Here is a 24,442-nt window from a genome sequence, read left to right as displayed (position 1 = left end):
CCTATTTACATGCATTATAGCACGTCGAATAAAGGGGAGCCATATCGTTATTTGTCAGAAGCTACCTTGGAATCATAGGGAGACATTTCCTCAATGGATTCTTCCAGTCCGGTTTCCGAATTAATATAGACACGGTAAAGCGAACCATTCATTTTGCCGGTATATTCATAACATAATACTTCTTCGCCAAGCTCGTTATCAATCAGCGCCAATTGCTCTTTTTGCACCTTCATTTCAGAGTTAAGCGCTTTTCGAGCTTCAGCTTTTGCGATAATCGGGCTCGGCAGCTTACGCTTGTGATGCTCATAAACATAATCATTCGCTTGCAAGCCAACGGTTTCGCCATTGTCTAGCGCCACTTTGACCGTAAGCTTGTCCGGATAGATCAGAACCCCACTTTGCTTGCTCACATACGTGAAAGCGCCCATATTGCTGTGCATGTCATAGCTGATAGCTTGCATTTCCGAGAATCCATGCTTGTCTAGAAAGGTATCGGCAGATGCTTTTGCTTTTTCTAAATCGATTTTTTTCTCGCCGATATCGCGAGGGTTCATAAACCAAAGCAACTGGCCGCCCTTTTGGGTGAAATCCATTTGAAGCTTTTTGTTTTTGCCTTCATTAACCGTAGCGGAGTAGGAAGCATATTCGGTTCCCTTGGCGTTTTCGACAACGCGGACATCTGCTTTTGAAGAATTAGAGAATTTTACCGCTTGCTTCTTGATCTCCTCGGAGGAAACCATTTTTCCGCTGAGTACCTTAAAGGTACGCTTCTGATACATGCTTGTGACGGACGGGCCCCAGTTAATCTCCGGATATTCGCTCACCTTTTTATCAACGGTTTTGAACCCGTCGACAATGACGTTGCCTGGTTTCGTTTTGTCTGAGGCAATGGCAATTTCAACATCCATCCAGCGTAGTTTATTGTCTAGCACTTTCTGCTGCATGCTAACCAGATCCTTTGAAATTTGCTCAGAATTCGCATACAAGGTCTTCATGGTTTTAAATTCGTCAGGCGTCAACGGCTGCTTGGTTAGGTCACGAACTGACGTTTTATAGGCAAAGTTTGCAATGCGGGATAAGAAATCGCCAGCCTCATTGAATGGAAGCAGCGTAAGCGGCAGCTGGTTAATCTCGTTTTGCGCTTGGCTCGTTAATCGCCAGACATTGACCAAACCCTTGCGATGGTAACTTTGCGAGGTCGAATTCACCGCAAGTGTATTGCCTAATTGCTGATGGAGCTGCTCCACATGATAAGTCAAATCGTGAAATGCCCGTTGATACTGGTTTTCCGCTTTTATCAGTATCGAATTTTTCTCTTGATGCTCTTGGTAGCCCCAGTAGGCAGCTCCGATAAGCAGAAGTGTCATTACAGGAAACAGGATCGAGCTTAATCGACGGTACATAATACAAAAGCTCCTTTCTTGTGCAAAACCTGGTTTTAGTTTGGTTTGCCCAAGGGAGCTTTATGCATCCGGCTATTTAATTGTGCTAGTTCTGTGATTTGCCATTAGAAAACGCTGTGCTCTTCAATCTCTAAATCATTTGCATTGTTGCAGATGCATTGCTTAAAGCCAGTATCAATCGCATCTCTTTCTCTTCGTCCGCGCAGCACGAATTTCTCACCGCATACGTTGCACCGGATCGTCACTTTAATCCTTGCAGCCTCCATATGCTCCTCCTTAACCATTATTCGAATGCCATCGTTGCAGGCATTTCAATATAATGTAAGTATGGACGGATCAGCTACAGTTTAACCTCATCCTCTCGGACAAGGAAGCGGAAAGGTGATCGCGAGGTCGCATGAGCCATTTTGCGCAAGCCCCATATCCATAGAACGATCATAAATGGAATAATGAACCACATCCAATTGGTGCGGACGGTAATCATAATCCAGTCATAGGTTCCGTGCAGAAATACGGGAAGCAGCAACGATATTACTAAGAAATAGAAGCTCTTGTTCTTAGGAGCAAACTTTGCTTTGCCTAAATAATAACCCATCATCACGCCGAACAAGGCATGGCCAGAAACAGGGAGCAAGGCGCGAACAAGCAGCGTTCCGAATGTCGCCGGTGAATAAAAAGCGTAAAGCACATTCTCCAATGTCGCAAATCCCAGCGAAATGGAGGAAGCATATACGATTCCATCATAGGGCTCATCGAACTCCGTATGGTTGTAAATGACATGGTACAGAACAAACCATTTCACGAATTCCTCAACACCAGCCGACTCGCCGAACGCGAACCAAACCGTATGATCGCCAAGCCAAAGTTGCAGACCCCGCTGAATAACCATGATCGGTACAACGACGAGCATCCCGAGCACAAACATACGGGCAACCATATGAATCGGCTCAGCCTCATATCGATCCCGTAAATATAAATAAGTAAGCAGCGAAACGCCTGGCGCAACGGCAGCAGTCAAAACGGAAAACAACAGCATTTCGTCCCTACTTTCTTACACCCAGCCGCGGAAGCGAACGGCTTCAGCCATCTTGCGGACGCCAGCCATGTAAGCGGCCAGTCGCATATCAACCTTGCGGGTGCGGTGTATTTCGTACACGTGGTTAAAGCCTCGGATCATCATAAGCTTAAGCTTATCATCAACTTCCTGCTCATCCCAATAGTAACCTTGATTATTTTGTACCCACTCAAAATAGGATACGATGACTCCTCCGGCGCTAGCGAGCACATCAGGAATCAGCAATATGCCTCGGTCAGACAAAATCCGTGTCGCTTCCAGCGTAGTTGGTCCATTAGCAGCCTCAACGACTATGGAAGCTTGAATACGGTCGGCGTTTTCATCTGTAATCTGATTCTCAATAGCGGCTGGTACAAGCACATCGCATTCGAGTTCAAGCAGCTCTGCATTTGAAATGGTCTGCGGAAATAAATTGGTCACATTCCCAAAGGAATCTCGACGATCCAACAAATATTCGATATCGAGCCCTTCTCTATTATACAACGCTCCGTTCACATCGGAAATACCTATTACCTTCGCACCCGCCTCATGCATAAATTTGGCAAGGTAGCTGCCGGCATTTCCAAAGCCCTGAATGACAATTCGAGCATTCGCCAGCTCAATGCCCTTCAAGAGAAGCGCCTCGTGAATCATAATGACCACACCGCGGGCAGTTGCTGTTTCTCTGCCTTTGGAACCGCCAAGCACCAGCGGTTTTCCTGTAATAAAGCCTGGTGAGTCAAATTCCCGAATTCGGCTGTACTCATCCATCATCCATGCCATAATCTGTGAGTTGGTCATCACATCAGGCGCGGGAATGTCTTTGCTCGGTCCGACGATTTGGCTGACCGCACGCACGTATCCACGGCTCAAGCGCTCAAGTTCACGGAAGGACATGGTGCGCGGATCGCAAATGACTCCGCCTTTTCCGCCCCCGTAAGGCAAATCGGCAATGCCGCATTTTAGGCTCATCCAAATCGACAAAGCCTTTACTTCATTTTCGGATACTGCTGGATGGAAACGCACGCCGCCCTTTGTAGGTCCTACAGCATCGTTATGCTGAGCCCTATAGCCTGTAAATACTTTTGTCTTGCCGTCATCCATTCTCACTGGAATACGTACGGTCAGGAGCCTTAGCGGCTCCTTCAACAGGTCAATCATATCCTGATCATAGCCAAGTCTTCGCAGCGCTTGCTCAATTACGATTTGAGTAGAATGCAATACATCGTTTGCTTCTTTATCACTCATTCCATCACCGCCTTTGTCTACATCTAATATGAACGCCTTTCCCTTACTGTATTCCATTTCATATGTCTCATACATGCAAGAAGAGCATCATACAGACAACAAATTGTCTGCAGATGCTCTTGGCAAGCCTGCTGGCTTAAAATTTAAAATGATTACAGATTTCCCGTACCGCGTGTTCGGGCATAATCACTTTTCCATACTCTTCAAGCATCGCGTAGGTCACAGAAGTCGCTTCCCCATATTCAGCAAGCAATGCGATAACGGCGTTATGCCTTGAGCTATCGATTAGAGCAGGCTCTAATGCCAAAATATATTTTCCATTGTAGGAAAATAGTCGGCCATCCTCGGTTAGTGTGGCGGATTGCAATTGCTTGCATACCGATATCACATCTTCGAATTCGCGGAAGGAATACATCACGACATCACTATGCTCCAGCGTAACTTCCATCTCGTATATTTCGTCTTCCGTGTCGTCATCTTCGGTTGCCCGATCGCCTGCATGACTGTTCATTTTGCCACGGGTGACAATCACTACCATACCTTGAGCGGGGAGGGCAAACACTTCGACCGCTAATGGGCCGCTGGCGTCGAATCCAAGTTCACTATATGCTTGATCCATCATTTCACTGAATAGTTCGTGTACTTTTGGAATTTCGCGCCACATGTCTTCCTTCTGGATCCCCCGTTCCAGCAGGTCGTCGAACGTCAGGAAAATTCGAATCTTATCCTGGCTCAATCGCTCGATTTTCATGACAGGATCCTCCTCTGCAGCATCTGTTGTAATAGCGTATGAATGATTTAGAAAGATGTGATAAATTTGACCAAATCATGCTATGTAACTACTTTATCATTTCTTTTAGACGAATGCACTAATATTGAATGAAAAAAAGAATCGTCTGACCGCACAGCATTTCTGCCCGGCGGCCTACGATTCTTTCGTCAGGTTTTCCTTATTTAATGAGCAACTGCTGACGATTCCGCTTTGATCTTATCCGCTTCCCGCTTCAGCTTGGGGTCACTGTTCACAATCGCTTCAATCTGTCCCCAAGCGGCGTCGGATTTTACGGCGGTATCGTCGGTATGCTTTGGGGCAAAAGCAGCAACATCTTCCTTAATCGAATTGCCCATCATTCTTGAAACCGATTTACGGGCCACCGATGAGCATACATCGGATAAAGCATGCGCTGCCCAAGAAACGGCACCAGGCTGTTTTTTTGCAAGATATACCGTTGCAGCCGCGCCAAGAACTCCGCCAAATAAAAATCCGCTTAATTTCATAATTACAGTCACCTCTTTCTTGTCCATCATTGGTTTCAAGAGATAGTTTGACCGCATACTTACGCCCTCATTCGATATAAAATAAGGAAATCAGGCTTCAGCATCGCTTTAGGAATATATGATACAATGAGGTCGATTTAACCAATTTGGCTATTTACGCATGGAGGTATACCACGATGATTAGAAAATGGCAGTTATTGACTCCCTTGCTGCTCGCGGCAATGCTTGCAGGCTGCACAGCACAGCAGCAAACTGAAAATACATTGAAGAAAGATATACCTGCAGTTGCAACTACAGAAACGACTATTTCCGTTCCTACTTCAAGTCCGGCAGCCGTTACGCCAATGCCGGAAGCGTCCCCCGTCCTTGAGGAAGAAGTCCCAGCCGCAAAGCTTTATCAAATGAACAAAGTTTTTCGGTTTGTGCCTATTGAAGAGTCTGCTCCAAAAGATGTGGTATTGCTTACCTTCGATGACGGGCCACATAATGAAACCGTGCTCACTAGCATTCTCGATACGCTTGACAAGCATAAGGCTAAAGCTATCTTTTTCGTTAATGGCTATCGAGTCAAACAAAATCCCGAATTGCTAAAGCTTATTGATGAGAGAGGCCAGGCCGTCGGGAACCACTCGTGGGACCATATTGACCTCAAAAAAGAAACGAAGGCAGTTGTCGAAAAACAAATTGGCGACGTCCAAAAGGATGTTGATGCTTTAATCGGCAAAAAACCGCTTTTCTTCCGGCCACCGTATGGATCTGGCGGCGATTTAGTGAAAGAAACAGCAAAAAACCACGGCATGCTATTCATGACGTGGTCCAATGGGTCTTTAGACTGGGATAAATCCGCAAAAAATAAACCGGAAGTCGTCATCCAAAATGTTCTGGAGCAGCTGCATCCCGGAGCTAACATCCTGATGCATGAGCTAGAATGGACAGCCGATGCCCTTGATGAACTGCTCACTGCGCTTGAAAATAAAGGCTACGGTTTTATAAATCCGGCTTCTATTGCGCTTGATTCGTAAATTTCACACCATACCAGAACAGTCCGCCAACCAGGCTGACAAATAGAACAAACAACAGGTTGTAATACCATTTCGTTACCTTATAATTGCTCGAAGGATGTCTCTTTCGCCTTGGCGGCAGATCCTCTCCCTCATTGGAATTCGTTTCGATGTCAGGCGGCTCTGCCGCTTTTCCATGTTGTCTTGCTGCCCGCGAACTTCCAAATTTTTCTTTCCTGGTCATGACTCCCTCCTGAATCGTATAATCAACCCCATAATAAAATCAATGAGAAAATGCGCGATAATTGGCGCCAAAATCGAACCAGACTGTATATAGATCCAACCTAGGCCATAGCTAATCGAGAAAACAAGGCCCGTAGGTATCCAGTGCTTTAAATACCTTACATGAATAGTAGCAAAAATAATGCTCGTCCAATAGGGCCCAATGGCATGTTGTATTGCTCCCCGAAAGAGCAGCTCTTCGCATATCGCGACAACGAGGGATATGACGGCAATATGCCATACCGGTCGCGTGCGGAAAATCCGGTCATTCACCCCGCCATCATCGCTTGCTTCTTCCGGCACAAACCGCGAAATCAACAAATCAACAACGATAACCGCGGCTGCTAGACCTGCTCCCCAATAGACAAATTCAAGCCCCTTTGGTGGAGTAAACAAACGGATTACATTTTGATGCTGAAATAAAACCCATATTAAACCGATAATAAAAGTAATCGCCTGCGTGGCGTATAAATTAATTAGCAGCATGCGGTCATCCAGCTCGTCGACAGATACCTTGCGCACGCGAATATTTCGAATATCAAACTTCTTCATAGCTTCCCGCCTGTCTGGAACGTTCGTATTTTCTTTTTTTACCTTTTCACCTATACTGATAGAACAAATCGACAGCATTATTTTTCTTGCACAGAAGGAGATAGAGAGAGATGGAAAAACGATTAACGACAACCGCAATGTTATTCAGTGTTGGATTTGTGTTTATGCTCATTTGCACAGTAGGCGCTTTTTTCTATGGGATTCAAATCGGCAAAGACAAGACAGAAGAAAAATACGCAGCCGCCGATGAAGGATCTGCCCTTGCAGCTTCTGCCGCAACCCCTTACCAGCAGCAGGATTTAGTATCTTTCTATCATACTGTATTTTTGCCTTATCGTGAATTTCAAAACGAATGGTTTGCAGCTATGAACAAATTATCGCAAGGAAAAACAAATGAAGCAACTTCGATGTTCAAAGATCTCGCCAGCCTGGCCGATGACAAAGCGAAGGAAGCAAGTTCTGTCGATATGCAAAGATCCCCATTGCTTGGGCAATCACAGATCAGCTACATACGCAGTCTTAAGCTCTTTAATGAGGCATCATTGAAAGCAGCCACCAGCGCCAAAACGTTGACGACTGCAGAACTGAAAAAAAATGTTGAGCAAGAAAAAACCTATCAGTCTGCTTCGCTGTTCGCCTTGACTGCCCAGCAAGCTTACTATTCAGCCATGCTGAAATGGGCAGCCACCGTCAATACCGACATTCCATCCGAGTATACGTCACCCGCGATGCTTGAGCTCAACCAATGGAAAAATCTATCGATCACAGTGAAAAACAAGCTCATGTCGGATCAACTGATGACAAGAAAGAAGCTAACCACTTATTATCCTCAGGATTTAACGAGTCGGGTGGACGAATTTGTCGTGTCGGGACAAGCCTCAAAAATGAAGCTCCACACCTTGTCATCCGTGGTCGATCTTCTGATCAATACCGAGGCCGTGCGTTCGGGCGATTTTTTGGCTAGCATGTCCACACTATACCAGAAGCCCTTGCTGCCTCAGCTTCCTTTCTTTTCCGTAGAGACGAACTAATCCATTCTTTCACTTATCAATCATATTGAAAACCTTTTAACGAGGCTATAGCTGCCATGCCACCGGCAACATTGTGGAGGCTGCTATAGCCTTGTTCTTCTAAATAATTGCATACGGCAGCGCTGCGAACGCCATGAGCGCACACGATGTACAGAGGCTTGCCTCCATCGATCTCACCTAGGCGCTCGGGTATTGTATTCATCGGAATGAGAACAGAAGGTTCTAAATGATAAAATTCCCACTCAAATCCTTCTCTCACATCTATAATTTGATTTCCATCTATGTTTCCATTATCCAACAGCTCCAGCACGTATTGAGCCGTCACTTCCTGCCAGTTATTCATATATAATGACCTCCCATGTCGCGTTTTGACACTTATGATGCTTGAATCATAACGAAATTTTCACAATTCAGCAAGTTTGAGGATTGCTTTTGTCCGCCACCTTGCATTAAAATAGAAAAGTCTACGATCGATGATCAAACTCTCGTCCCGCTGCTGCACAACGGTGCCGGGTCGAGGGTTTTTCTGTTCATATTCAGCGAAGCCTTTAAGCTTCGCCCCATTTTAGGAGGCATACTTCACATGTTTAAAGTGTTAGTTTCCGATCCAATCAGCGATTTGGGCATTCAGCAGCTTGTTGAGGCGTCAGATGTCGCAGTCGACAAAAAACCTGGATTAAGCGAAGACGAATTGGTAGCCATTATTGGCGAATACGATGCGTTGCTCGTTCGCAGCCAAACGCGCGTAACTCCAAAGATTATGGAAGCTGGAAAGCAGCTTAAAGTGGTTGGCCGCGCCGGCGTAGGCGTCGATAACATCGACCTCGAAGCAGCTACACAGCGTGGTATTATTGTAATCAACGCGCCAGACGGCAATACGATTACGACTTGCGAGCACACGTTTGCAATGATGATGGCCGTTGCCCGCCACATCCCGCAAGCCTATATGAAAACAGTTAATGGTACATGGGACCGTAAATCCTTCCTCGGTGTTGAGCTTCGCGGCAAAACGCTTGGCGTGCTTGGAATGGGCCGTATCGGCAGCGAAGTTGCTAAACGCGCTAAAGCTTTCGGTATGGAAATTATGGGTTATGACCCGTTTATGACAGAAGAAAGAGCTGAGAAAATTGGCGTAAAGCTAGCTAGCGTTGACGACATTGTCCGTAACGCGGACTTCATGACGGTACATACACCGCTAACACCGGAAACTCGTCATATGATCGGCAAAGCGCAATTCGAAGTCATGAAGCCAGGCATGCGGATCGTCAACTGCGCGCGCGGCGGAATTATTGATGAAATCGCATTGGTTGATGCCGTTAATGAAGGTATCGTAGCTGGTGCTGCGTTTGACGTATTTGAAGTGGAGCCTCCTGCTGAGGATCATCCATTCCTTACTCATCCAAAAATCATCGTCACGCCTCATCTTGGCGCATCGACAGTAGAAGCACAAGAAAACGTAGCGATCGACGTATCGGAACAAGTGCTTCACATTCTTCGCAACGAGCCGTTTATCAATGCGGTTAACATGCCTCCGATTCCTGCGAATCTGCAAAGCATCCTTCAGCCATACTTTACGCTTGGCGAGAAACTTGGCAGCTTCATTGCTCAATCGACAGAAGGCGCAGTGACAGAAATCGTCGTTGGCTTCGCCGGAGAGCTTGCAGAGGTTGATACTCAGCCGCTAACACGCCATATTGTACGCGGCGTACTTGCACACCACCTTGGTTCCGAGCAAGTAAACGTTGTAAATTCGCTTCATCTGGCTAAGGTACGCGACGTGAACATTGTCGTCCAAAAATCGCACGCATCCAAGGACTTCACAAATCTCGTCACCGTATCCCTTCGTACGAAGAAGGAAGAGCGTGTCGTATCCGGCACATTGCTGACGGGTTACGGACCTCGTATCGTACAAATCGATAAGTTCCCTGTTGACGTCACGCCAGAGGGCAATCTAATTCTGATCTCGCATAATGATAAGCCAGGTATTATCGGCCGGGTAGGTACGCTTCTAGGGAATAATGACGTGAACATCGCTACGATGCAAGTAGGACGCCAGCTTGTTGGCGGTTCAGCTATTATGGTGCTTAGAGTCGATAAGGCTACTCCTAAAGACGTACTTGAGCAGCTTACAAGCATGCCAGAGCTGAATACAGCTAAGGAAATTACTCTATTTTAATGAATAGATAATGCAAGAGCCAACCGGCGTGATCCGGTTGGCTCTTTTTTTGTTTCACGAGCAACAAGAATTATCTGCTGCATTCTACAAAAAAAGCGTTCCCGAAGGAACGCTATGACAACGATTGATGGGCTTCGACAGGAATAAGCAGCGTAAACGAGGTGCCTGCACCCGCACTGCTCTCAACAACAATTCGCCCCTGATGCAAATCAATCAAGTTTTTGACAATGGCTAGGCCGAGTCCTGTCCCGCTTGACGAACCGCGTTTACGCGCTTTATCCGCCTTGTAGAAGCGTTCAAATATATAGGGCACATCTTCAGAAGGAATGCCTTGTCCTTCGTCTCTGACGCTCAGCTGAACATACTGGCTGCCATTAACCGTCTCTTGCTTGCCGCCAATGGTTATCGACTTTCCGGAAGGGGTGTGTCGTAACGCATTGTCAAGCAGGTTAGTCAGCACCTGCTCCAAACGGTCCTCGTCCGCTTCCTTCACGGACAAAGGCTCTCGCGGCAGCTCGGCAAGCAGCTTCACTTCGCGCTCTTTTGCGTATACCTGGAACTTGCGATGAACGCGCTTCACGACATGCCTTAAATCGACTTCTTGGAAATTCATATCCACATGGCCAGCTTCCATTCTGGCGATGTCAAGAAAATCATTGACGAGTCTGCCCATACGGAGTGATTCGTCATAGATGACCTGTACAAGCTCCTTGCGGTCTTCTTCCGATACGACAATATCATCCAGAAGTGCCTCGCTGTAGCCTTGCAGCATGGAGAGCGGCGTTCGGATCTCATGGGATATGTTAGCTACAAAGTCTTTTCTTAGCTTCTCCAGCTTGTGCTCCTCGGTTACATTCCGAATCACAGCCACGGCTCCGCGGACTACTCCTTTTGACTGCAAAGGGGCCATTACCACAGACCAGACGCTGCTTAGGACATGAAGCTTATCCGTCGCATCCCGCCCTTCTTCCATGACGGTTTGGAACAACTCCCGTAACGGCAAAGGAACCTCTGACTTCGAGGCTATTGCATCAGGCGTATCTTCCTGCCACGCAAGCTCCACGCCAGACCATTGGTTTATTAGCAAATGTCCGCTTGGGTTGGTAAGAATCACTTTGCCGTCCGCATCAAACGTAATGACAGAGTCGCCCATGCTTCGCAAAATGCTTGCCAAATGGTTTTTCTCATGGTTCAAGTCATGAATAAGTTTATCCAACTGCTCCGTCATATGGTTGAACGTGTCCGCCAGTTCACCAATCTCATCGCTAGAGCGGATATTCACTCGCGTACTGTAATTCCCTTGAGAGATGGAGACAGCCGCATCTTTGAGCTGGAGCAGCGGCTGCTGGATTTTTTTTGAAAGGAAAAATGCAAAAAAGGTGGATAAGAGAAATCCGATAATCGCCGTAAATACAAACAAAACTTTTACCTGATGCGAGCTGTCATGCGAATTATCGTCGAACCAGATATCCACGTATTGAAGAAGAAATACCCCCACAATAAGCAATACGACAGCCACGAGCAGCATAATGGTCGCCCAAAGCTTCCCAACTACGCTGCGCCACAGCTTTCCGGCCAAACGCTGCCACATGCCCATTTACTTAGGCACCTCAAGCTTGTAGCCGACGCCCCATACTGTTGTAATCATCGACGCTGCATCCGGAGATACTTTGTTCAGCTTCTCACGAAGCCGTTTCACATGAGTATCTACCGTTCGTAAATCGCCAAAAAACTCATAGTTCCAAACGTCCTTAAGCAGTTCCTCACGGGAAAACACCTTATCCGGCGACACAGCCAAATAATGAAGCAGCTCATACTCCTTAGGAGTTAAGCTAACTTCCTGTCCTCCCGCGGTTACACGATGCGCGTCATGCTCGATCACCAGGTGAGGGAATACGATGTTATTGCTCGAATTGATTTCCTTCGTCAGGAACGCAGTCGCCGAAGACCGGCGCAATATGGCTTTCACGCGATAGATGACCTCGCGCGGGCTGAAAGGCTTAACGACGTAATCATCAGCGCCAACCTCAAAGCCTTGCACTCGGTTCATCTCCTCGCCTTTTGCCGTAAGCATAATGACGGGAGTAGCCTTGACCTGACGCAAGCGTGAGCATACCTCAACGCCATCAATACCAGGAAGCATCACGTCCAGCAAGATGAGCGCGTAATCCGTGTTAGACGCCAATCTTAGCGCCGTCTCGCCATCTTCCGCTTCGTCGATCGTGTAGCCTTCCTTCTCTAAATACATTTTGAGCAGGCGACGAATCCGTTCTTCATCATCTACGACCAAAATTCGGCTTGAATAATCAGACATAGCGTATTACTCCTCTCGAATCATAGACTAAACGCCTGAGTAGGAATGTAAGCCCGCAATAACAAGGTTAACCCCTACCAGCGTAAACAATACAACGACAAAACCAATGACCGCAAGCCAAGCCGAGCGATGCCCTTGCCAGCCGCGCGATAAGCGGAAATGCAAATAGGCACTGTAATAAAGCCAAGTGATAAGCGCCCATACTTCTTTCGGGTCCCAACCCCAGAAGCGGCCCCAGGCGATATTCGCCCAGATCATAGCAAAGATTAAGGCCCCAAGCGTAAAGATCGGGAATCCAATGGCGATCGCGCGATAGCTGATTTCATCCAAATCTTCCGCGTCAACGCCTTCCATAACCGGATGGATGACAGCGCCAAGAGGCTTACGGAACACTAGGCGAAGCAATCCATATAACAGGGTTCCTGCAATAACGGACCAAACTACCGTATTCAGCTTGCGTCCGGAATTCGCACCGTTCATCCAGTAAGGAGCTTCAAAGATCGGCTCGCTCATCCCAAGGAAGGAATCAAACTTAACGGTGTCGCTGTTGTAAGGCTTAACGATAGGCGGCAGCGTGTAATACACCGTCTCCTCTGTCGTCGTCTCGATTCCCTTCGCATCGATGACTGATTTTTGCTGTACGAATTCCGCCTCATACCCCATACCGCGGAATGCAAATACGGCCACGATAAAACCTACAATCAAAATGATGGAATATAAAGAGAATTCGACCCAGAACTGGGATCTCTTCGCTTCTTTTGTTTTCCCTTTGAAATCGACGACCCGCAGCAAATACATTAAGCCTGCCGCAAAACCGACCGCGAAGAAAGCTTCGCCAAGCGCAGCTGTCGTCACATGCACCTTCAGCCAGTAGTTATTGAGAGCCGGTATTAATGGCTGGACCTCTTGCGGAAACACAGAGGCATAAGCAACGATAATAACGGTCAGCGGCAAGGAGAACATGCCAAGCAACGCTTTTCTGTAAATGGCATATACAATCGTAAATGCAATCATGATCGACATGCCAAGAAAAGTCATAAACTCATACATGTTGCTGGTAGGAATTTGTCCGCTTCCCGCCCAGCGTGTAAAGAAGAAGGTCAAATGGGACGCAAGCCCCAAGCTGGACGTAATGAAGGCGATCCTTCCCCAGCGCTTCTCATGCTGGATGGGATCACGGTTGCTCCATTTCTTGCCCGCAATCGCAATCACATAAAACATAAAGGCAAAACAATAAAGAAAAAATGCGACTATAAAGGCGTCGCTGCTAAAATCAACTAAACTCACGCGTTGTTCCCTCCGTTATCAAGCGACTTCGGATCTACGGTTATCCCTATTTTTTGAAGCGCTCCCGCAACATCCGAGCGCATACCGTACCAGTTTTTGTTTGTATGAGCGCCTAATGAAAGTTGTCCCTCGTCAACCCGCAGCCAAATGCGGCGGTGCTGCCAATAGGAACCCATCAGTAGGCCGATCATGGAGAAAAATGCACCGATCCAAACATAAGGCAGCGCTTTATCCATCCGGACGTTCAAATAGGTTGATGCTTCTGAAAAATCTACGTTTTCCATCCCGTCAACTCGAATTTCAATTTTATCCGCTATTGCATGGTTAATCGCATCTTGTGAAAATTTCACCTTATCCTTTTGCATCGGGAAATACATGTAAGGCTCGCCATCCGGATCTAATCCAGGACCCTTCACGGTGAAGACAAATGCAGGCGCATTCGGTTCACGCGACAATGTCGTTGGCTCGCCGTTGTCTCCAATGGCGAATTCCATGTAATTCGCGTATAGGTCTAGCGTATACGGCCCAAGCTTATGCTGGAGTGCCGAATCCTTCATCGGCAGATCAAACGGTCCGTATTTCTCACCTGTTTGCTTATTGATAAGAATCGGATGAACCGCATTTAGCCTCGGCGTCGTATCAAAGTCAAATTGGTAAAGCTTCAAGCCTTTGTACTTCAGAGGTTCATTGACGATGATATCATGTCTTTTCACTTCTTTAAGAACAGGCTGCTGTGATTGGTCATTGCAGCTGCTCTCGCATTCATACAGCACCGCCTTCGTTTCGAACAACTTGGCTCGTGCCGTTCCTTTCAGCTTGTCCGGCAGCTCCTCATCCGTATAAAACTCCACGGTGAATTTTTCGTTTTTCACAAAATAATTCGTATTGGCGATTTGCACGGTGTCGCCGTCAGGAATCGTTATGTAGCTGTCCATTTGCCAGCTTGGAATGCTTCTTGCCAGAATAGCCAGCAGAAACAAAATGAGACCGATATGATTAATATAAGGTCCCCAGCGGCTGAATCGGTTTTTCTCGGCAAGCAGCGCTGAACCGTCGCGATGAATCCGATAGCCCTTTTTCTTCAACTGAGCCCCGAACTGCTCCACCCATTTCTCTTCATCCCCGTCGATCGTTTGCTTGTACACCGTTTTTTGGCGGTGTATAAACTGCAAATGCTTGCGAATTTGCTGTTTGCTAAGCGCCCGATACAAAGGCAATACTCGGTCCAAACTGCAAATAACAAGCGATGTGCCGATCATGACGAGCAACCCAATGAACCACCAGGATTCATACGTATGCGACAAACCGAACAAATAATAAAGCTTGCCTGGCAGCCCATACGTCTCTTCGTAATAAACCGATGGGTCGAAATTGTTGATAAAGGTGTTCTCTTGCGGGTAAATCGTCCCCAGCATAGCCGTCAGAAACGTGATCACAATCAAATAAATAGCGATCTTAACGGATGAGAAAAAGTTCCAAATCTTATCGATATAGCTCGGATTGCTTTTTTGCGAACGGCGGGCTACCCCGTCGTAACGCATCTCCAGAGGGAGATCCGAAATATCATTGTTTTCGAGCGGCTTGCCGCAGCTCTCGCAAAGTACGGTGCCGACCGCATTTTGATGGCCGCACTCGCATTTTGTGTTTTCAACCACTAACACAGTAAAACCTCCTACAGCTGAAGAAGCCGTTCAATCCGTTCATCAATATCCACTTCCGTCATGCCGCCTACTTTAATTTCCATAATCGAGCCATCCGGCTTGATGAAAAAAGTAGTTGGGTATGATTTCAGCCCATAGCTTCGTTCCGTTTTACGATTAACATCGCGCAAAATCGGATAATTCAAATCAAAGCGGCGAACAAAGTTGTTCACGGTTAACGTATCCTCGCTTAAATTAATAGCGAGAATTACAAGGCCCTGATCCTTCCATTTTGCATATTGCCTTTCGAACTCCGGCATTTCCTTCACACATGGCGGACAGAAAGTTCCCCAAAAGTTGACGACGACGGCCTTGCCTTCATAGTCAGACAGCTTTTGCTTATTCCCTTCCAGATCAACGAGCTCGAATTCGGGAGGGATGCTGCCCTCTTTGAGAGGACCTTTGTCTTCCGCAGCAAACAAGGTAGACCCTATCGCATATCCACCTATGATCAAGACGGCAATTAGGATACAAATTTGTACCGTCTTGCGTGATTTTCCCATAATTAAATTCACCACCAGCTTCTCTATGCAGAGCTCTCGAATACTATCATTATAACGAAAAGTCGACGGCAATAACTGCCGCCGTCGATTACTTTTTATGAACTTTATGTGTCTTGCTATTCGCAATATCAAGCAGTTCTTTGATTTCCTGCGGCGTCAAATGGCGATACTTGCCTCTGCCCAGATTCTCAAGACCAAGTTCACCAAATCGAATTCTCTTCAGACGAGTTACCTTATGTCCAATTGCTTCAAACATACGCCTAACCTGCCGATTCCGGCCTTCAAAAATCGTAATCGTAATCGTTGCTTCATTCCCGTCCGTATCCACATCGTGATACTCAAGCACCGCAGGAGCAGTCATACCGTCCTCGAGCTTAATTCCCTTCTCCAACTTCTCAAGCGCGGTGCCGTGAGGAACCCCTTTGACCGTTGCGCGATAGGTTTTCGGTACGTGATGACTTGGATGCGTTAACAAATTGGCGAATTCGCCATCATTCGTTAGGAGCAGAAGACCTTCCGTATCATAATCCAATCGACCGACCGGATAAACTCTTTCCTTAATGCCTGGCAAAAAATCCGAGACCACTTTACGGCCCTGCGGATCCTTGGCGCTTGTAATGACGCCTTTGGATTTGTTAAGCATAAGATAGAGCTTCTTCTCGCTCCTAATGGCTCTGCCGTTAACGGTAATGGTATCCACTGCCGGATCTGCCTTGACTCCAAGCGTCGTAACCTTCTCTCCGTTAACCTCCACTATGCCTGCCAAAATCATTTCTTCACATTTGCGACGGGAGGCTACTCCCGCTGCGGCTAATATTTTCTGTAAACGTTCCAATGCTTTCACCTCAATCTCCATCATAACGATATGGAGAACAAAGTACAAGCTTCACTACCCGAATATGTATAAGCAAATGAAAATAGCCGCTAAAAAACCAACTGTATCTGAGAATAAACCTACTTTTAAAGCATATCGAGTCCTTCGTATGCCAATTGCCCCGAAATAAACCGTTAATACATATAAAGTCGTATCTGTACTGCCTTGGATAGTTGAAGCAATTCTTCCGATCATGGAATCCGGCCCATACGTTTGAATCAAATCGGTCGTAAAAGCTAATGAGCCCGCACCTGTTAACGGGCGCAAAATACCAAGCGGAAGTACCTCGCTCGGTATTCCCGCCCAGTCAAATAGCGGTCGCACTGCGGATAGCATTAGCTCCAAAGCGCCAGAGGAGCGGAACATGCTGATTGCAACCATCATTCCAACCAAATGAGGAATAATATTAATGGCCGTTCCAAAACCATCTTTGGCGCCCTCGACAAAGGTTTCATAAACAGGAACCTTCCGCCTTAATGCCGCATAAAGAGGAATAAAGACAATAATTGCTGGAATCATCCATGCGGACAGGCTAGTAAAAAGATTATACAACCGGCTCACCTCCGGCTGCTGGTGTAGCCGCCTTGATTGCGGACTGCTTTGAAGGTAAGTTCGTAAAGTTCGGAGGCGGTGACTTACGTCTGTACCATTGATCGGCAAGGATGGCCGCGCCAGTCGCAATAAAGGTGGCGGCAAGCGTCGTGCCAATAATTTCAGCAGGGTTTGCTGAGCCATAATTCATTCGGATAGCGATAAGCGTCGTCGGTATGATTGTAATGCTGGACGTATTCAAAGCTAATAGCGTACACATTGCTGGCGTAGCCGTAGCCGGATCCGGATTGAGCTTTTGCAGCTCCTGCATCGCCTTTATTCCCATCGGTGTCGCGGCATTACCAAGTCCGAACAGATTTGCGCTCAAATTGCTCATTATGTAGCCAATGGCTGGATGATTGCGGGGAACATCGGGAAAGAGCTTGCGCACGATTGGGCCCAGCATGCGGGCAAGCTTCTGCAATAACCCTGCGTCCTCCGCAATTCGCATCATCCCAAGCCAAAAGACCATGATGCTGATTAAGCCAAAGCTAACAGTGACGCCTGATTTTGCTCCATCAAAGGCGGCTTGCGTCACTGCATCCATTTTTCCAGTTATCGCAGCTACTACAACGCTAGCTACGATAAAAAACAACCAAATCCAATTGACCATGCTGCACGCCTCCCCATCTATGCACCTAACTCTAACAACTGATCAGCGTCTCCCGCGCTTAACAGCCATACTAATGCTCGAATAGTGCGTTTACCACTTTGGCAATGGAGTGAAAGAGTACTTTATGACCATTGCCTCCTTGCCCAGAAGCCTTTCTAAAATCAGCTAATGTCTGCATCGTTTGTCTTGAGGTTGTTGATAGCTGCAATCTGCTGCTTCCGCTATCATAAAGTGGGACAGCTCCTATTTTGGCTTGGTTCATGTACCATTCCAACATTCCTCGCTCGCCTAGCAAATAACGAGTCGATGCCGCGTCATTCAAAACCAAGCGAGACTGAATCATCCCAGTTTCCTCTTCAGCTATCGGGTATTTGAAGGACTGGCCTGCGACATACGGATATCCAGAAACTGCTTGTCCTTTAGCTGCTATTTCCTGCAAAGGATAATTTCCGAAGCCCCAGTCCAGCATCTTGCGATGGTCGGCCCAATCATCGCTATCGTTGATGGTTACTGCTGCAAGCTGTTGATTTTGCCTTGTAGCAGAGCTCACCAGACATCGAAGTGATTTTTTCGTATATCCGGTTTTCACGCCATCCGCACCTTCATACATCGTGAGCATTTTATTTTTATTCGTATAACTGTATTCCCAGTTCTCGTGGGGATTAGGCACTTTTTTGATTTTCGTGCTCACGATTTGGGCGAACACATCATTTTTTAACGCATAGGCGGTTAGCTTGGCCAAATCATTGGCTGAGGAGAAATGCCCTTCCTCATCAAGGCCATGCGGATTTTTAAATTGAGAATGGGTTAAGCCTATGAAGGTTGCCTTCTCATTCATCAGATGGACAAATCCCTCTTCTGTGCCGCCTACATGTTCTGCGATAGCTGTTGCCGCGTCATTGCCTGATCGCAGCATCAGCCCGTAAAGCATATTCAGGAGGCTCATTTCCTCATTGAGCTGCAGATAAATAGATGAGCCTTCTTTGCCGACGGCCCGCTTGCTCGTTTTTACCATATCCGTCAGCTTCCCGTGCTCAATTGCTACGATAGCTGTCATGATCTTAGTTAAGCTGGCTATTCTCATCGGCGTATCCCCATTGCTGCTATGCAAAATTCTGCCTGATTCAACATCAATTAGCGCTGAGGCTTTGGCGTTCGTAAACAAAGTAGACGGCTTAGCGTATGCTGCTGGCAAACGGCTAGTTCCCGCTAATACGACGGTCATCAAGCCCAATAGCAGAATTCGCTTTACCTTGATATAATACATGTCCAATCTAGCCCCTCTCCAAGCGTTAGTAGAAAATGCTTCTGATTTTATATTTCAGTATATGCTTGTACTTGCCGCTCTAGACGAAAACAGCCAATTAAAAATGAAAAACTGCCCTCTCGGGCAGTTCTGTCATAAGAGGTGATCGTTCGCTTCGATCCGTTCGCTAACCACGGTTTGCGGGGTGTCAACATAGGATGAAGTGCCAGCATTTGATGGTTGCTTCATCATCGACTGGATCTTGTCAAACACATGCGGTGCCGAATCAATGACCCGCTCCAGCAGATGGGTTTGATTATCCAGAGGCACGATCTTGACGCCATGCGTGCCAACGACAAGGAACGCGATTGGCGTAATCGATACACCGCCTCCGCTTCCTCCGCCGAACGGCATGGATACAGATGCATGATGCGCATCCGATTGCGTTCCATTTTTATGGTCGGCATCATCCAGCCGTATGTCGCTGCCCCCGGCTACAAAGCCGAAGCCCACCTTCGATATTGGCATAATAATGCTTCCGTCCGGCGTCTGAACCGGATCGCCTACAATCGTATTGACGTCAACCATCTCTTTAATATTTTCCATTGCGGTTTGCATTAAGCCTTGAATAGGATGTTCTGCCATGCTTTGACGCCTCCTTTCGTTTTCCTCATCCGGACCAGCAGTTGCAGTCCGGCAAGAATAGCATAACCGAAGCGGATTTGAGCTATGCATGACCATTCGGTTCGGAAGGCTGCGCCTTGGTAAATCGGCTGTACATTCATCTTCGGCTCCGATTTTAATTTTACCATCTGCGAAAGAAGTCCTATAATGGACGTTTTGACTGACCAGACTGCGCCAGTCGTCATCGCCGTCCACATCGCATCCCCTGTACCGACAAATGTAGTCCAGTTCCATTCCAGCAGATGCACTTTCGTAAGCGTTTTTCTCGCCCACCCCTTCAGATTCCTCGTCATATGAAGCAGATGCTTGAATTTATCAATCGTTCTGGCGACCTTCTCTGCATCAATTTCCTCATTATATTGTTTCCAAGTATCGATTCCCGCTTTTGTCTTCGAAACCTGCTCCTTTAGTTGGACGGATGTACCGGTGAACAAAACGATCGGCACTTTATAGCGATACCGTATGATTCCATAAAGCGCCTTGATGTTCAATTCTGCGTCATCATCGCTTCCTACCCGCTTCAGATGCCCTTTGATGACAACTTTAGACCGCAAGATTATGATTAAAATGAACAAAAAAAAGAGACCGGCCGCCGTTTTCCAACCGTAGGGGTAACCGAGCATCATGATGCTTCCTCCGTTTCCCTTATATGGGTTGAATATAGTATGACCCGGCGGTCAAATCTCATTCTTTTATTTCTTCAATTGTCATTTGTCTGCTGTCCAAACGATCGAACAGAAGCTGAGTCTGTTCCTCGAGCGCGTCGTCAAGATCGACGTTGCCCGGCTCTGGAAGCTCTTTGATTGAAGGCAAGCCAAAATAATCCAAAAATGATTTCGTTGTTCCGTACAAAATCGGTCGTCCTATTTGCTCTGCTCTTCCAACCTCTTCAATCAAATCCTTCGATACGAGCGATTGAATAGCTCTGTCGCTTTTCACGCCTCGGATCTCCTCAATCGTTATTCTCGTGATGGGCTGTTGATATGCTACGATGGAAAGGGTCTCCAGAGCAGCCTGAGAGAGTTGCGATCGCGTAGGGGTGTATGCCATACGTTCAAAATAAGGAGCATGATCCAAATGAGTGGTCAGTCGATACGAGGCTGCAACCTCTGCGATTTGAATGCCGCGTCCCTCGCGCTCCAAATCACGCTGCAAATCGTAAACCAAGTCTGAGGCTAAGTCAGCATCCAGCTCCATTATATCAGCGAGCTGACGCTTCGTCAGTCCTTCGTCACCCGCCATAAACAGGAGTCCTTCAATAATCGTCTTCAACTTCTGATAATCCAACTTCCGCCAACTCTCCTTTCCAATGAATGACAATATCGTCAAACAACTGATGCTGGAAACAACGAATATGCTTCATTTTCATTAGCTCCAGTATCGCCAGAAAGGTGACTACGATTTCGTGCCTGTCCATATTTTCACGTATGAGACGCGAGAATTGCACCGTTTCAAACTGTTTGAGCACTTCGACGATATCGCGAATCCGGTCTTTCACCGATATTTCATCCCTTTGAACCGTTGATACGACGTTTCGCCTTGCCGCTCGACGCAGCGCCTTCTGAAAGGCAACGATTAAATCCGAAACATGGAGTCCTTCGACCGGATTAACCTTCTCTTCCTTCATGAAGGGGGTCATATCCTCAGGTTCCCTTGAATAGACAAGGCTGCGCTCGAATTCCTTCTCGCGCAGCTGTTCGGCTATTTTCTTGAATTTCCGGTATTCCACGAGCTTCTGGATAAGCTCATCACGAGGATCCAGTCCATCATCAGGCCAATCCTCATCATACTCATCCTCAAATACGGGAGGCTTTGGAAGGAGCTGCTTGCTCTTTATCGCCAAAAGGGTTGCCGCCATGACCAAAAACTCGCTCGTAACCTCCAGCTCCAGCTCCGTCATCGCATGCAAGTAATCCATATATTGAATTGTAATCTCGCTGATAGAGACTTCATGGATATCGATCTCGGATTTGTCGATCAAGTGAAGCAATAGATCAAGCGGCCCTTCAAAAGAATCCAGCTTATAAAGCATCGACACTTACATTTCCTCCCGCCTAGCCTTAACTTCCCTGCTTAGCCCTGCAATTGCTTCGTCAAATTTGCCATTTCAATTGCGCTGGCTGCTGCTTCATAACCTTTGTTGCCTGCTTTCGTGCCCGCACGTTCAATCGCTTGTTCGATCGAGTCTACGGTCAGCACGCCGAAAATCGTTGGAATTCCCGTTTTGAGCGCGATTGCCGCCACGCCTTTAGCAGCCTCGTTGCATACGAAATCAAAATGCGGCGTTGAACCGCGAATAACGGCGCCAAGTGTAATGACCGCATCGTATTTTCCGCTTTCCGCCATTTTTTGTGCGATTAACGGAATTTCGAATGCGCCTGGTACCCAAGCTACCTCTACGTCAGAATCCTGTGCGCCATGGCGTTTGAATGCATCAAGTGCGCCTCCCAGAAGCTTGCTTGAGATAAATTCGTTGAAACGTCCTACGACTACTCCATATTTTAAACCTTCCGATACTAAATGTCCCTCATAAATACGTGCCATTTGTCATCTTCCTCTCCGTATGTTAAATAATATAGTCGATTCCCTCAGAGCTTAGCAAATGTCCAAGCTTATTTTTTTTGGTACGCAAATATTCTTGATTATCTACATTAACGGCCATTTGAATCGGAACGCGCTCCACGACTTCCAGCCCGTAGCCTTCAAGCCCTTTAATTTTACGCGGGTTATTCGTTAGCAAGCGCATTTGGCGAACGCCAAGATCTTTCAAAATTTGTGCGCCTATACCATAATCGCGCAAATCGGCCGGAAAGCCAAGCTTTAAATTTGCATCTACAGTATCTAGTCCTTCTTCTTGCAGAGCATATGCCTTTAATTTGTTAATCAGGCCAATGCCTCTTCCTTCTTGACGCATATAAAGAAGCACTCCGCTTCCCGCATCTTCAATTTGCTTGAGAGCCGCTTCAAGCTGCGGACCGCAGTCACAACGGTGGGAATGAAACACATCGCCAGTCAAGCATTCCGAATGCACCCGGACAAGCAGCGGACGTTCAGGATCAATATCTCCTTTGACAAGGGCAATATGCTCTTTGTTGTCAACGATATTGGTATAAGCAATCGCACGGAATGTTCCAAAATCCGTTGGCAGCTTCACATCTACTGCGCGCTCCACCAGCTTCTCCATCGCATTGCGATATTGGATCAGCTCTTGAATCGTAATCAGCTTTAGGTTGTGCTTTTCTTTAAAGGCAATCAGCTCGGGCAAACGAGACATCGTTCCGTCTTCATTAATAATTTCGCAAATGGCAGCTGCTGGGGCGGAACCGCACATCACAGCCAAATCAATAGCCGCTTCCGTATGGCCAGCGCGACGGAGCACTCCGCCCGATCTTGCGATTAGCGGGAAAATATGGCCAGGCCTCCGGAAATCCGATGCTTTGGTCGTCGGATCGATAAGCGCCTTGACGGTTTCCGACCGTTCATGAGCGGAAATACCGGTTGTCGTTCCTACGTAATCCACAGAAACGGTAAAAGCTGTTCCGTGATAATCCGTGTTATGCGTAACCATCGGCGGCAAATCAAGCTGCTCTGCACGCTCTTGCGTAATCGGCACGCATACGAGACCGCGCGCTTCCGAAATCATGAAGTTAATGACCTCCGGCGTGCTTTTCTCGGCAAGTGCGATCAAGTCCCCCTCATTCTCCCGGTCCTCGTCATCTACAACAATAACCGGTTTCCCAAGCTTGAGGTCCTCAAGCGCATCTTCAATCCGATCGAATGGGGTTTTATCTGTTTGTTCCATATGGGATTCCCTCCTTTGTGACAACCAAACCTTTGGTAAGGCTTCTACCTTGCCTTCAAAGGTTTTTTTCTGTATTTTTTTTAATAGAACAATGAGAAGATTTTCGAACCCACCCAAACCCTCCCTTCCAAGGGAGGGCCCCAAGGACTGCGTCCTCTGGACACCTGCAATTGGACTAACCTTGGTGTTACTCAGTCGCTCGTGAGAAAACTTGGGTGGAGGATCGCTTTCGTCACTGCGTGACCCGCTTTACGTAGTGACTTCGAACCCACCCAAACCCTCCCTTCCAAGGGAGGGCCCCGAGGACTGCGTCCTCTGGACACCTGCAACTGGACTAACCTTGGTGTTACTCAGCTGTTCGTGAGAGCGGTTGGACGGTGGATCGCTTTCGTCACTGCGTGACCCGCTTTACGTAGTGACTTCGAACCCACCCAAACCCTCCCTTCCAAGGGAGGGCCCCGAGGACTGCGTCCTCTGGACACCTGCAATTGGACTAACCTTGGTGTTACTCAGCTGTTCGTGAGAGCGGTTGGACGGTGGATCGCTTTCGTCACTGCGTGACCCGCTTTACGTAGTGACTTCGAACCCACCCAAACCCTCCCTTCCAAGGGAGGGCCCCGAGGACTGCGTCCTCTGGACACCTGCAATTGGACTAACCTTGGCGTTATTCAGCCGCTCGTGAGTACAGTTGGGTGGGGATCGCTTTCGTCACTTCGTGAAACGCTTTACGTTGGATCGATGTTACTCATAAGACTATTGACGACTTTATTCACTGCGCGATACGCTAATTTTGATGACAATTA

27 protein-coding genes are annotated in these 24,442 nt (G+C 47.3%); 3 read left to right on the top strand and 24 right to left on the bottom strand.

Features of this window, described 5'->3' with window-relative positions; all coding sequences use genetic code 11:
- Positions 1–47: 47 nt before the first annotated feature.
- The 6 genes from ypeB to FJQ58_RS14730 form a co-directional block, all read right to left on the bottom strand.
- The gene (gene ypeB / locus FJQ58_RS14750; RefSeq protein ID WP_139994650.1) at positions 48–1,403 is read right to left on the bottom strand and encodes a germination protein YpeB; all 1,356 of its coding nucleotides are present in this window, start codon (positions 1,401–1,403) and stop codon (positions 48–50) included.
- A 104-nt stretch (positions 1,404–1,507) separates the two neighbouring features.
- Positions 1,508–1,669 (bottom strand): hypothetical protein, encoded by a 162-nt coding sequence (locus FJQ58_RS32570; RefSeq protein WP_202915270.1) that lies wholly within the window; start codon positions 1,667–1,669, stop codon positions 1,508–1,510.
- Positions 1,670–1,743: 74 nt separating this feature from the next.
- The gene (gene prsW, locus FJQ58_RS14745) at positions 1,744–2,439 is read right to left on the bottom strand and encodes a glutamic-type intramembrane protease PrsW (protein ID WP_139994648.1); all 696 of its coding nucleotides are present in this window, start codon (positions 2,437–2,439) and stop codon (positions 1,744–1,746) included.
- A gap of 15 nt (positions 2,440–2,454) precedes the next feature.
- Entirely contained in the window at positions 2,455–3,705 is a 1,251-nt protein-coding gene (locus FJQ58_RS14740; protein ID WP_139994646.1) for a Glu/Leu/Phe/Val family dehydrogenase, read from the bottom strand.
- Between the two features lie 136 nt (positions 3,706–3,841).
- Positions 3,842–4,456, bottom strand: a complete 615-nt coding sequence (locus FJQ58_RS14735; protein ID WP_139994644.1) for a genetic competence negative regulator — start codon at positions 4,454–4,456, stop codon at positions 3,842–3,844.
- Positions 4,457–4,659: 203 nt separating this feature from the next.
- Positions 4,660–4,983: a hypothetical protein gene (locus FJQ58_RS14730; protein ID WP_139994642.1), complete on the bottom strand. Its 324-nt coding sequence runs from the start codon at positions 4,981–4,983 to the stop codon at positions 4,660–4,662.
- 176 nt (positions 4,984–5,159) lie between these two features.
- Between FJQ58_RS14730 and FJQ58_RS14725 the strand changes: the two genes are divergently transcribed.
- A complete protein-coding gene (locus FJQ58_RS14725) occupies positions 5,160–6,005 on the top strand; it encodes a polysaccharide deacetylase family protein (protein WP_139994640.1) in 846 nt (281 codons plus the stop codon).
- Here the strand turns inward: FJQ58_RS14725 and FJQ58_RS14720 are convergent.
- Together FJQ58_RS14720 and FJQ58_RS14715 are read right to left on the bottom strand one after the other, a co-directional pair.
- A complete protein-coding gene (locus FJQ58_RS14720) occupies positions 5,986–6,228 on the bottom strand; it encodes a hypothetical protein (RefSeq protein ID WP_139994638.1) in 243 nt (80 codons plus the stop codon). The genes FJQ58_RS14725 and FJQ58_RS14720 overlap by 20 nt on opposite strands.
- Positions 6,225–6,818: a CPBP family intramembrane glutamic endopeptidase gene (locus FJQ58_RS14715; RefSeq protein ID WP_139994636.1), complete on the bottom strand. Its 594-nt coding sequence runs from the start codon at positions 6,816–6,818 to the stop codon at positions 6,225–6,227. The genes FJQ58_RS14720 and FJQ58_RS14715 overlap by 4 nt, the downstream gene beginning before the upstream one ends.
- A gap of 110 nt (positions 6,819–6,928) precedes the next feature.
- Here FJQ58_RS14715 and FJQ58_RS14710 point away from each other — a divergent pair, with 110 nt between their 5' ends.
- Positions 6,929–7,849 carry a hypothetical protein gene (locus FJQ58_RS14710; protein ID WP_139994634.1) on the top strand — a complete coding sequence of 307 codons (921 nt, stop codon included), beginning with the start codon at positions 6,929–6,931 and terminating at the stop codon, positions 7,847–7,849.
- Positions 7,850–7,865: 16 nt separating this feature from the next.
- Here FJQ58_RS14710 and FJQ58_RS14705 read toward each other — a convergent pair whose 3' ends face one another.
- Entirely contained in the window at positions 7,866–8,192 is a 327-nt protein-coding gene (locus FJQ58_RS14705) for a rhodanese-like domain-containing protein (RefSeq protein WP_139994632.1), read from the bottom strand.
- Positions 8,193–8,432: 240 nt separating this feature from the next.
- Here FJQ58_RS14705 and serA point away from each other — a divergent pair, with 240 nt between their 5' ends.
- On the top strand, positions 8,433–10,025 hold the full coding sequence (gene serA, locus FJQ58_RS14700; RefSeq protein ID WP_139994630.1) for a phosphoglycerate dehydrogenase: 1,593 nt from the start codon (positions 8,433–8,435) through the stop codon (positions 10,023–10,025).
- A gap of 112 nt (positions 10,026–10,137) precedes the next feature.
- Here serA and FJQ58_RS14695 read toward each other — a convergent pair whose 3' ends face one another.
- From FJQ58_RS14695 to FJQ58_RS14625, 15 genes are all read right to left on the bottom strand, one after another.
- Positions 10,138–11,622 (bottom strand): HAMP domain-containing sensor histidine kinase, encoded by a 1,485-nt coding sequence (locus FJQ58_RS14695; protein ID WP_238404059.1) that lies wholly within the window; start codon positions 11,620–11,622, stop codon positions 10,138–10,140.
- Positions 11,623–12,339, bottom strand: a complete 717-nt coding sequence (locus FJQ58_RS14690) for a response regulator transcription factor (protein WP_053376699.1) — start codon at positions 12,337–12,339, stop codon at positions 11,623–11,625.
- Between the two features lie 27 nt (positions 12,340–12,366).
- Entirely contained in the window at positions 12,367–13,626 is a 1,260-nt protein-coding gene (ccsA, locus tag FJQ58_RS14685; RefSeq protein ID WP_139994628.1) for a cytochrome c biogenesis protein CcsA, read from the bottom strand.
- The gene (gene resB / locus FJQ58_RS14680; protein ID WP_139994762.1) at positions 13,623–15,281 is read right to left on the bottom strand and encodes a cytochrome c biogenesis protein ResB; all 1,659 of its coding nucleotides are present in this window, start codon (positions 15,279–15,281) and stop codon (positions 13,623–13,625) included. The genes ccsA and resB overlap by 4 nt, the downstream gene beginning before the upstream one ends.
- A gap of 17 nt (positions 15,282–15,298) precedes the next feature.
- Positions 15,299–15,829, bottom strand: a complete 531-nt coding sequence (locus tag FJQ58_RS14675; RefSeq protein WP_139994626.1) for a redoxin domain-containing protein — start codon at positions 15,827–15,829, stop codon at positions 15,299–15,301.
- Between the two features lie 88 nt (positions 15,830–15,917).
- Complete coding sequence (locus tag FJQ58_RS14670) at positions 15,918–16,664, bottom strand: pseudouridine synthase (protein ID WP_139994760.1); 747 nt, start codon at positions 16,662–16,664, stop codon at positions 15,918–15,920.
- A gap of 54 nt (positions 16,665–16,718) precedes the next feature.
- A complete protein-coding gene (locus tag FJQ58_RS14665; protein WP_139994758.1) occupies positions 16,719–17,222 on the bottom strand; it encodes a spore maturation protein in 504 nt (167 codons plus the stop codon).
- Between the two features lie 25 nt (positions 17,223–17,247).
- Positions 17,248–17,907 carry a nucleoside recognition domain-containing protein gene (locus tag FJQ58_RS14660; RefSeq protein ID WP_139994624.1) on the bottom strand — a complete coding sequence of 220 codons (660 nt, stop codon included), beginning with the start codon at positions 17,905–17,907 and terminating at the stop codon, positions 17,248–17,250.
- Between the two features lie 70 nt (positions 17,908–17,977).
- On the bottom strand, positions 17,978–19,174 hold the full coding sequence (locus FJQ58_RS14655) for a D-alanyl-D-alanine carboxypeptidase family protein (protein WP_139994622.1): 1,197 nt from the start codon (positions 19,172–19,174) through the stop codon (positions 17,978–17,980).
- A gap of 132 nt (positions 19,175–19,306) precedes the next feature.
- Positions 19,307–19,798 carry a GerW family sporulation protein gene (gene ytfJ / locus FJQ58_RS14650; RefSeq protein ID WP_139994620.1) on the bottom strand — a complete coding sequence of 164 codons (492 nt, stop codon included), beginning with the start codon at positions 19,796–19,798 and terminating at the stop codon, positions 19,307–19,309.
- The gene (locus tag FJQ58_RS14645; protein WP_139994618.1) at positions 19,771–20,463 is read right to left on the bottom strand and encodes a DUF2953 domain-containing protein; all 693 of its coding nucleotides are present in this window, start codon (positions 20,461–20,463) and stop codon (positions 19,771–19,773) included. Before FJQ58_RS14645 ends, ytfJ begins: the two co-directional genes overlap by 28 nt.
- A 58-nt stretch (positions 20,464–20,521) precedes the next feature.
- Positions 20,522–21,124, bottom strand: a complete 603-nt coding sequence (gene scpB / locus FJQ58_RS14640) for an SMC-Scp complex subunit ScpB (protein WP_139994616.1) — start codon at positions 21,122–21,124, stop codon at positions 20,522–20,524.
- Positions 21,093–21,875, bottom strand: a complete 783-nt coding sequence (locus FJQ58_RS14635; protein ID WP_139994614.1) for a segregation and condensation protein A — start codon at positions 21,873–21,875, stop codon at positions 21,093–21,095. Before FJQ58_RS14635 ends, scpB begins: the two co-directional genes overlap by 32 nt.
- A gap of 35 nt (positions 21,876–21,910) precedes the next feature.
- A complete protein-coding gene (gene ribH / locus FJQ58_RS14630; protein ID WP_139994612.1) occupies positions 21,911–22,381 on the bottom strand; it encodes a 6,7-dimethyl-8-ribityllumazine synthase in 471 nt (156 codons plus the stop codon).
- A gap of 22 nt (positions 22,382–22,403) precedes the next feature.
- On the bottom strand, positions 22,404–23,639 hold the full coding sequence (locus FJQ58_RS14625) for a bifunctional 3,4-dihydroxy-2-butanone-4-phosphate synthase/GTP cyclohydrolase II (protein WP_139994610.1): 1,236 nt from the start codon (positions 23,637–23,639) through the stop codon (positions 22,404–22,406).
- Between the last annotated feature and the right edge of the window lie 803 nt (positions 23,640–24,442).

It is taken from the genome of Paenibacillus paridis (assembly GCF_006345825.1).
In the GTDB taxonomy this organism is placed as follows: Bacteria; Bacillota; Bacilli; order Paenibacillales; family Paenibacillaceae; genus Pristimantibacillus; species Pristimantibacillus paridis.
The sequence above is the reverse complement of the archived record's forward strand: the minus strand, read 5'-3'. Positions and strand labels throughout refer to the sequence as shown.

Coding starts and splice junctions, on each gene's coding strand:
- FJQ58_RS14665 (WP_139994758.1), bottom strand. CDS start 17,222: ATGATTCCAGCAATTATTGTCTTTATTCCTCTTTATGCGGCATTAAGG.
- FJQ58_RS14660 (WP_139994624.1), bottom strand. CDS start 17,907: ATGGTCAATTGGATTTGGTTGTTTTTTATCGTAGCTAGCGTTGTAGTA.
- FJQ58_RS14735 (WP_139994644.1), bottom strand. CDS start 4,456: ATGAAAATCGAGCGATTGAGCCAGGATAAGATTCGAATTTTCCTGACG.
- FJQ58_RS14675 (WP_139994626.1), bottom strand. CDS start 15,829: ATGGGAAAATCACGCAAGACGGTACAAATTTGTATCCTAATTGCCGTC.
- FJQ58_RS14720 (WP_139994638.1), bottom strand. CDS start 6,228: ATGACCAGGAAAGAAAAATTTGGAAGTTCGCGGGCAGCAAGACAACAT.
- FJQ58_RS14730 (WP_139994642.1), bottom strand. CDS start 4,983: ATGAAATTAAGCGGATTTTTATTTGGCGGAGTTCTTGGCGCGGCTGCA.
- FJQ58_RS14695 (WP_238404059.1), bottom strand. CDS start 11,622: ATGGGCATGTGGCAGCGTTTGGCCGGAAAGCTGTGGCGCAGCGTAGTT.
- FJQ58_RS14710 (WP_139994634.1), top strand. CDS start 6,929: ATGGAAAAACGATTAACGACAACCGCAATGTTATTCAGTGTTGGATTT.
- FJQ58_RS14690 (WP_053376699.1), bottom strand. CDS start 12,339: ATGTCTGATTATTCAAGCCGAATTTTGGTCGTAGATGATGAAGAACGG.
- ypeB (WP_139994650.1), bottom strand. CDS start 1,403: ATGTACCGTCGATTAAGCTCGATCCTGTTTCCTGTAATGACACTTCTG.
- ribH (WP_139994612.1), bottom strand. CDS start 22,381: ATGGCACGTATTTATGAGGGACATTTAGTATCGGAAGGTTTAAAATAT.
- FJQ58_RS14725 (WP_139994640.1), top strand. CDS start 5,160: ATGATTAGAAAATGGCAGTTATTGACTCCCTTGCTGCTCGCGGCAATG.
- FJQ58_RS32570 (WP_202915270.1), bottom strand. CDS start 1,669: ATGGAGGCTGCAAGGATTAAAGTGACGATCCGGTGCAACGTATGCGGT.
- serA (WP_139994630.1), top strand. CDS start 8,433: ATGTTTAAAGTGTTAGTTTCCGATCCAATCAGCGATTTGGGCATTCAG.
- FJQ58_RS14645 (WP_139994618.1), bottom strand. CDS start 20,463: ATGATGCTCGGTTACCCCTACGGTTGGAAAACGGCGGCCGGTCTCTTT.
- FJQ58_RS14625 (WP_139994610.1), bottom strand. CDS start 23,639: ATGGAACAAACAGATAAAACCCCATTCGATCGGATTGAAGATGCGCTT.
- FJQ58_RS14740 (WP_139994646.1), bottom strand. CDS start 3,705: ATGAGTGATAAAGAAGCAAACGATGTATTGCATTCTACTCAAATCGTA.
- ytfJ (WP_139994620.1), bottom strand. CDS start 19,798: ATGGCAGAACATCCTATTCAAGGCTTAATGCAAACCGCAATGGAAAAT.
- FJQ58_RS14655 (WP_139994622.1), bottom strand. CDS start 19,174: ATGTATTATATCAAGGTAAAGCGAATTCTGCTATTGGGCTTGATGACC.
- FJQ58_RS14715 (WP_139994636.1), bottom strand. CDS start 6,818: ATGAAGAAGTTTGATATTCGAAATATTCGCGTGCGCAAGGTATCTGTC.
- FJQ58_RS14705 (WP_139994632.1), bottom strand. CDS start 8,192: ATGAATAACTGGCAGGAAGTGACGGCTCAATACGTGCTGGAGCTGTTG.
- prsW (WP_139994648.1), bottom strand. CDS start 2,439: ATGCTGTTGTTTTCCGTTTTGACTGCTGCCGTTGCGCCAGGCGTTTCG.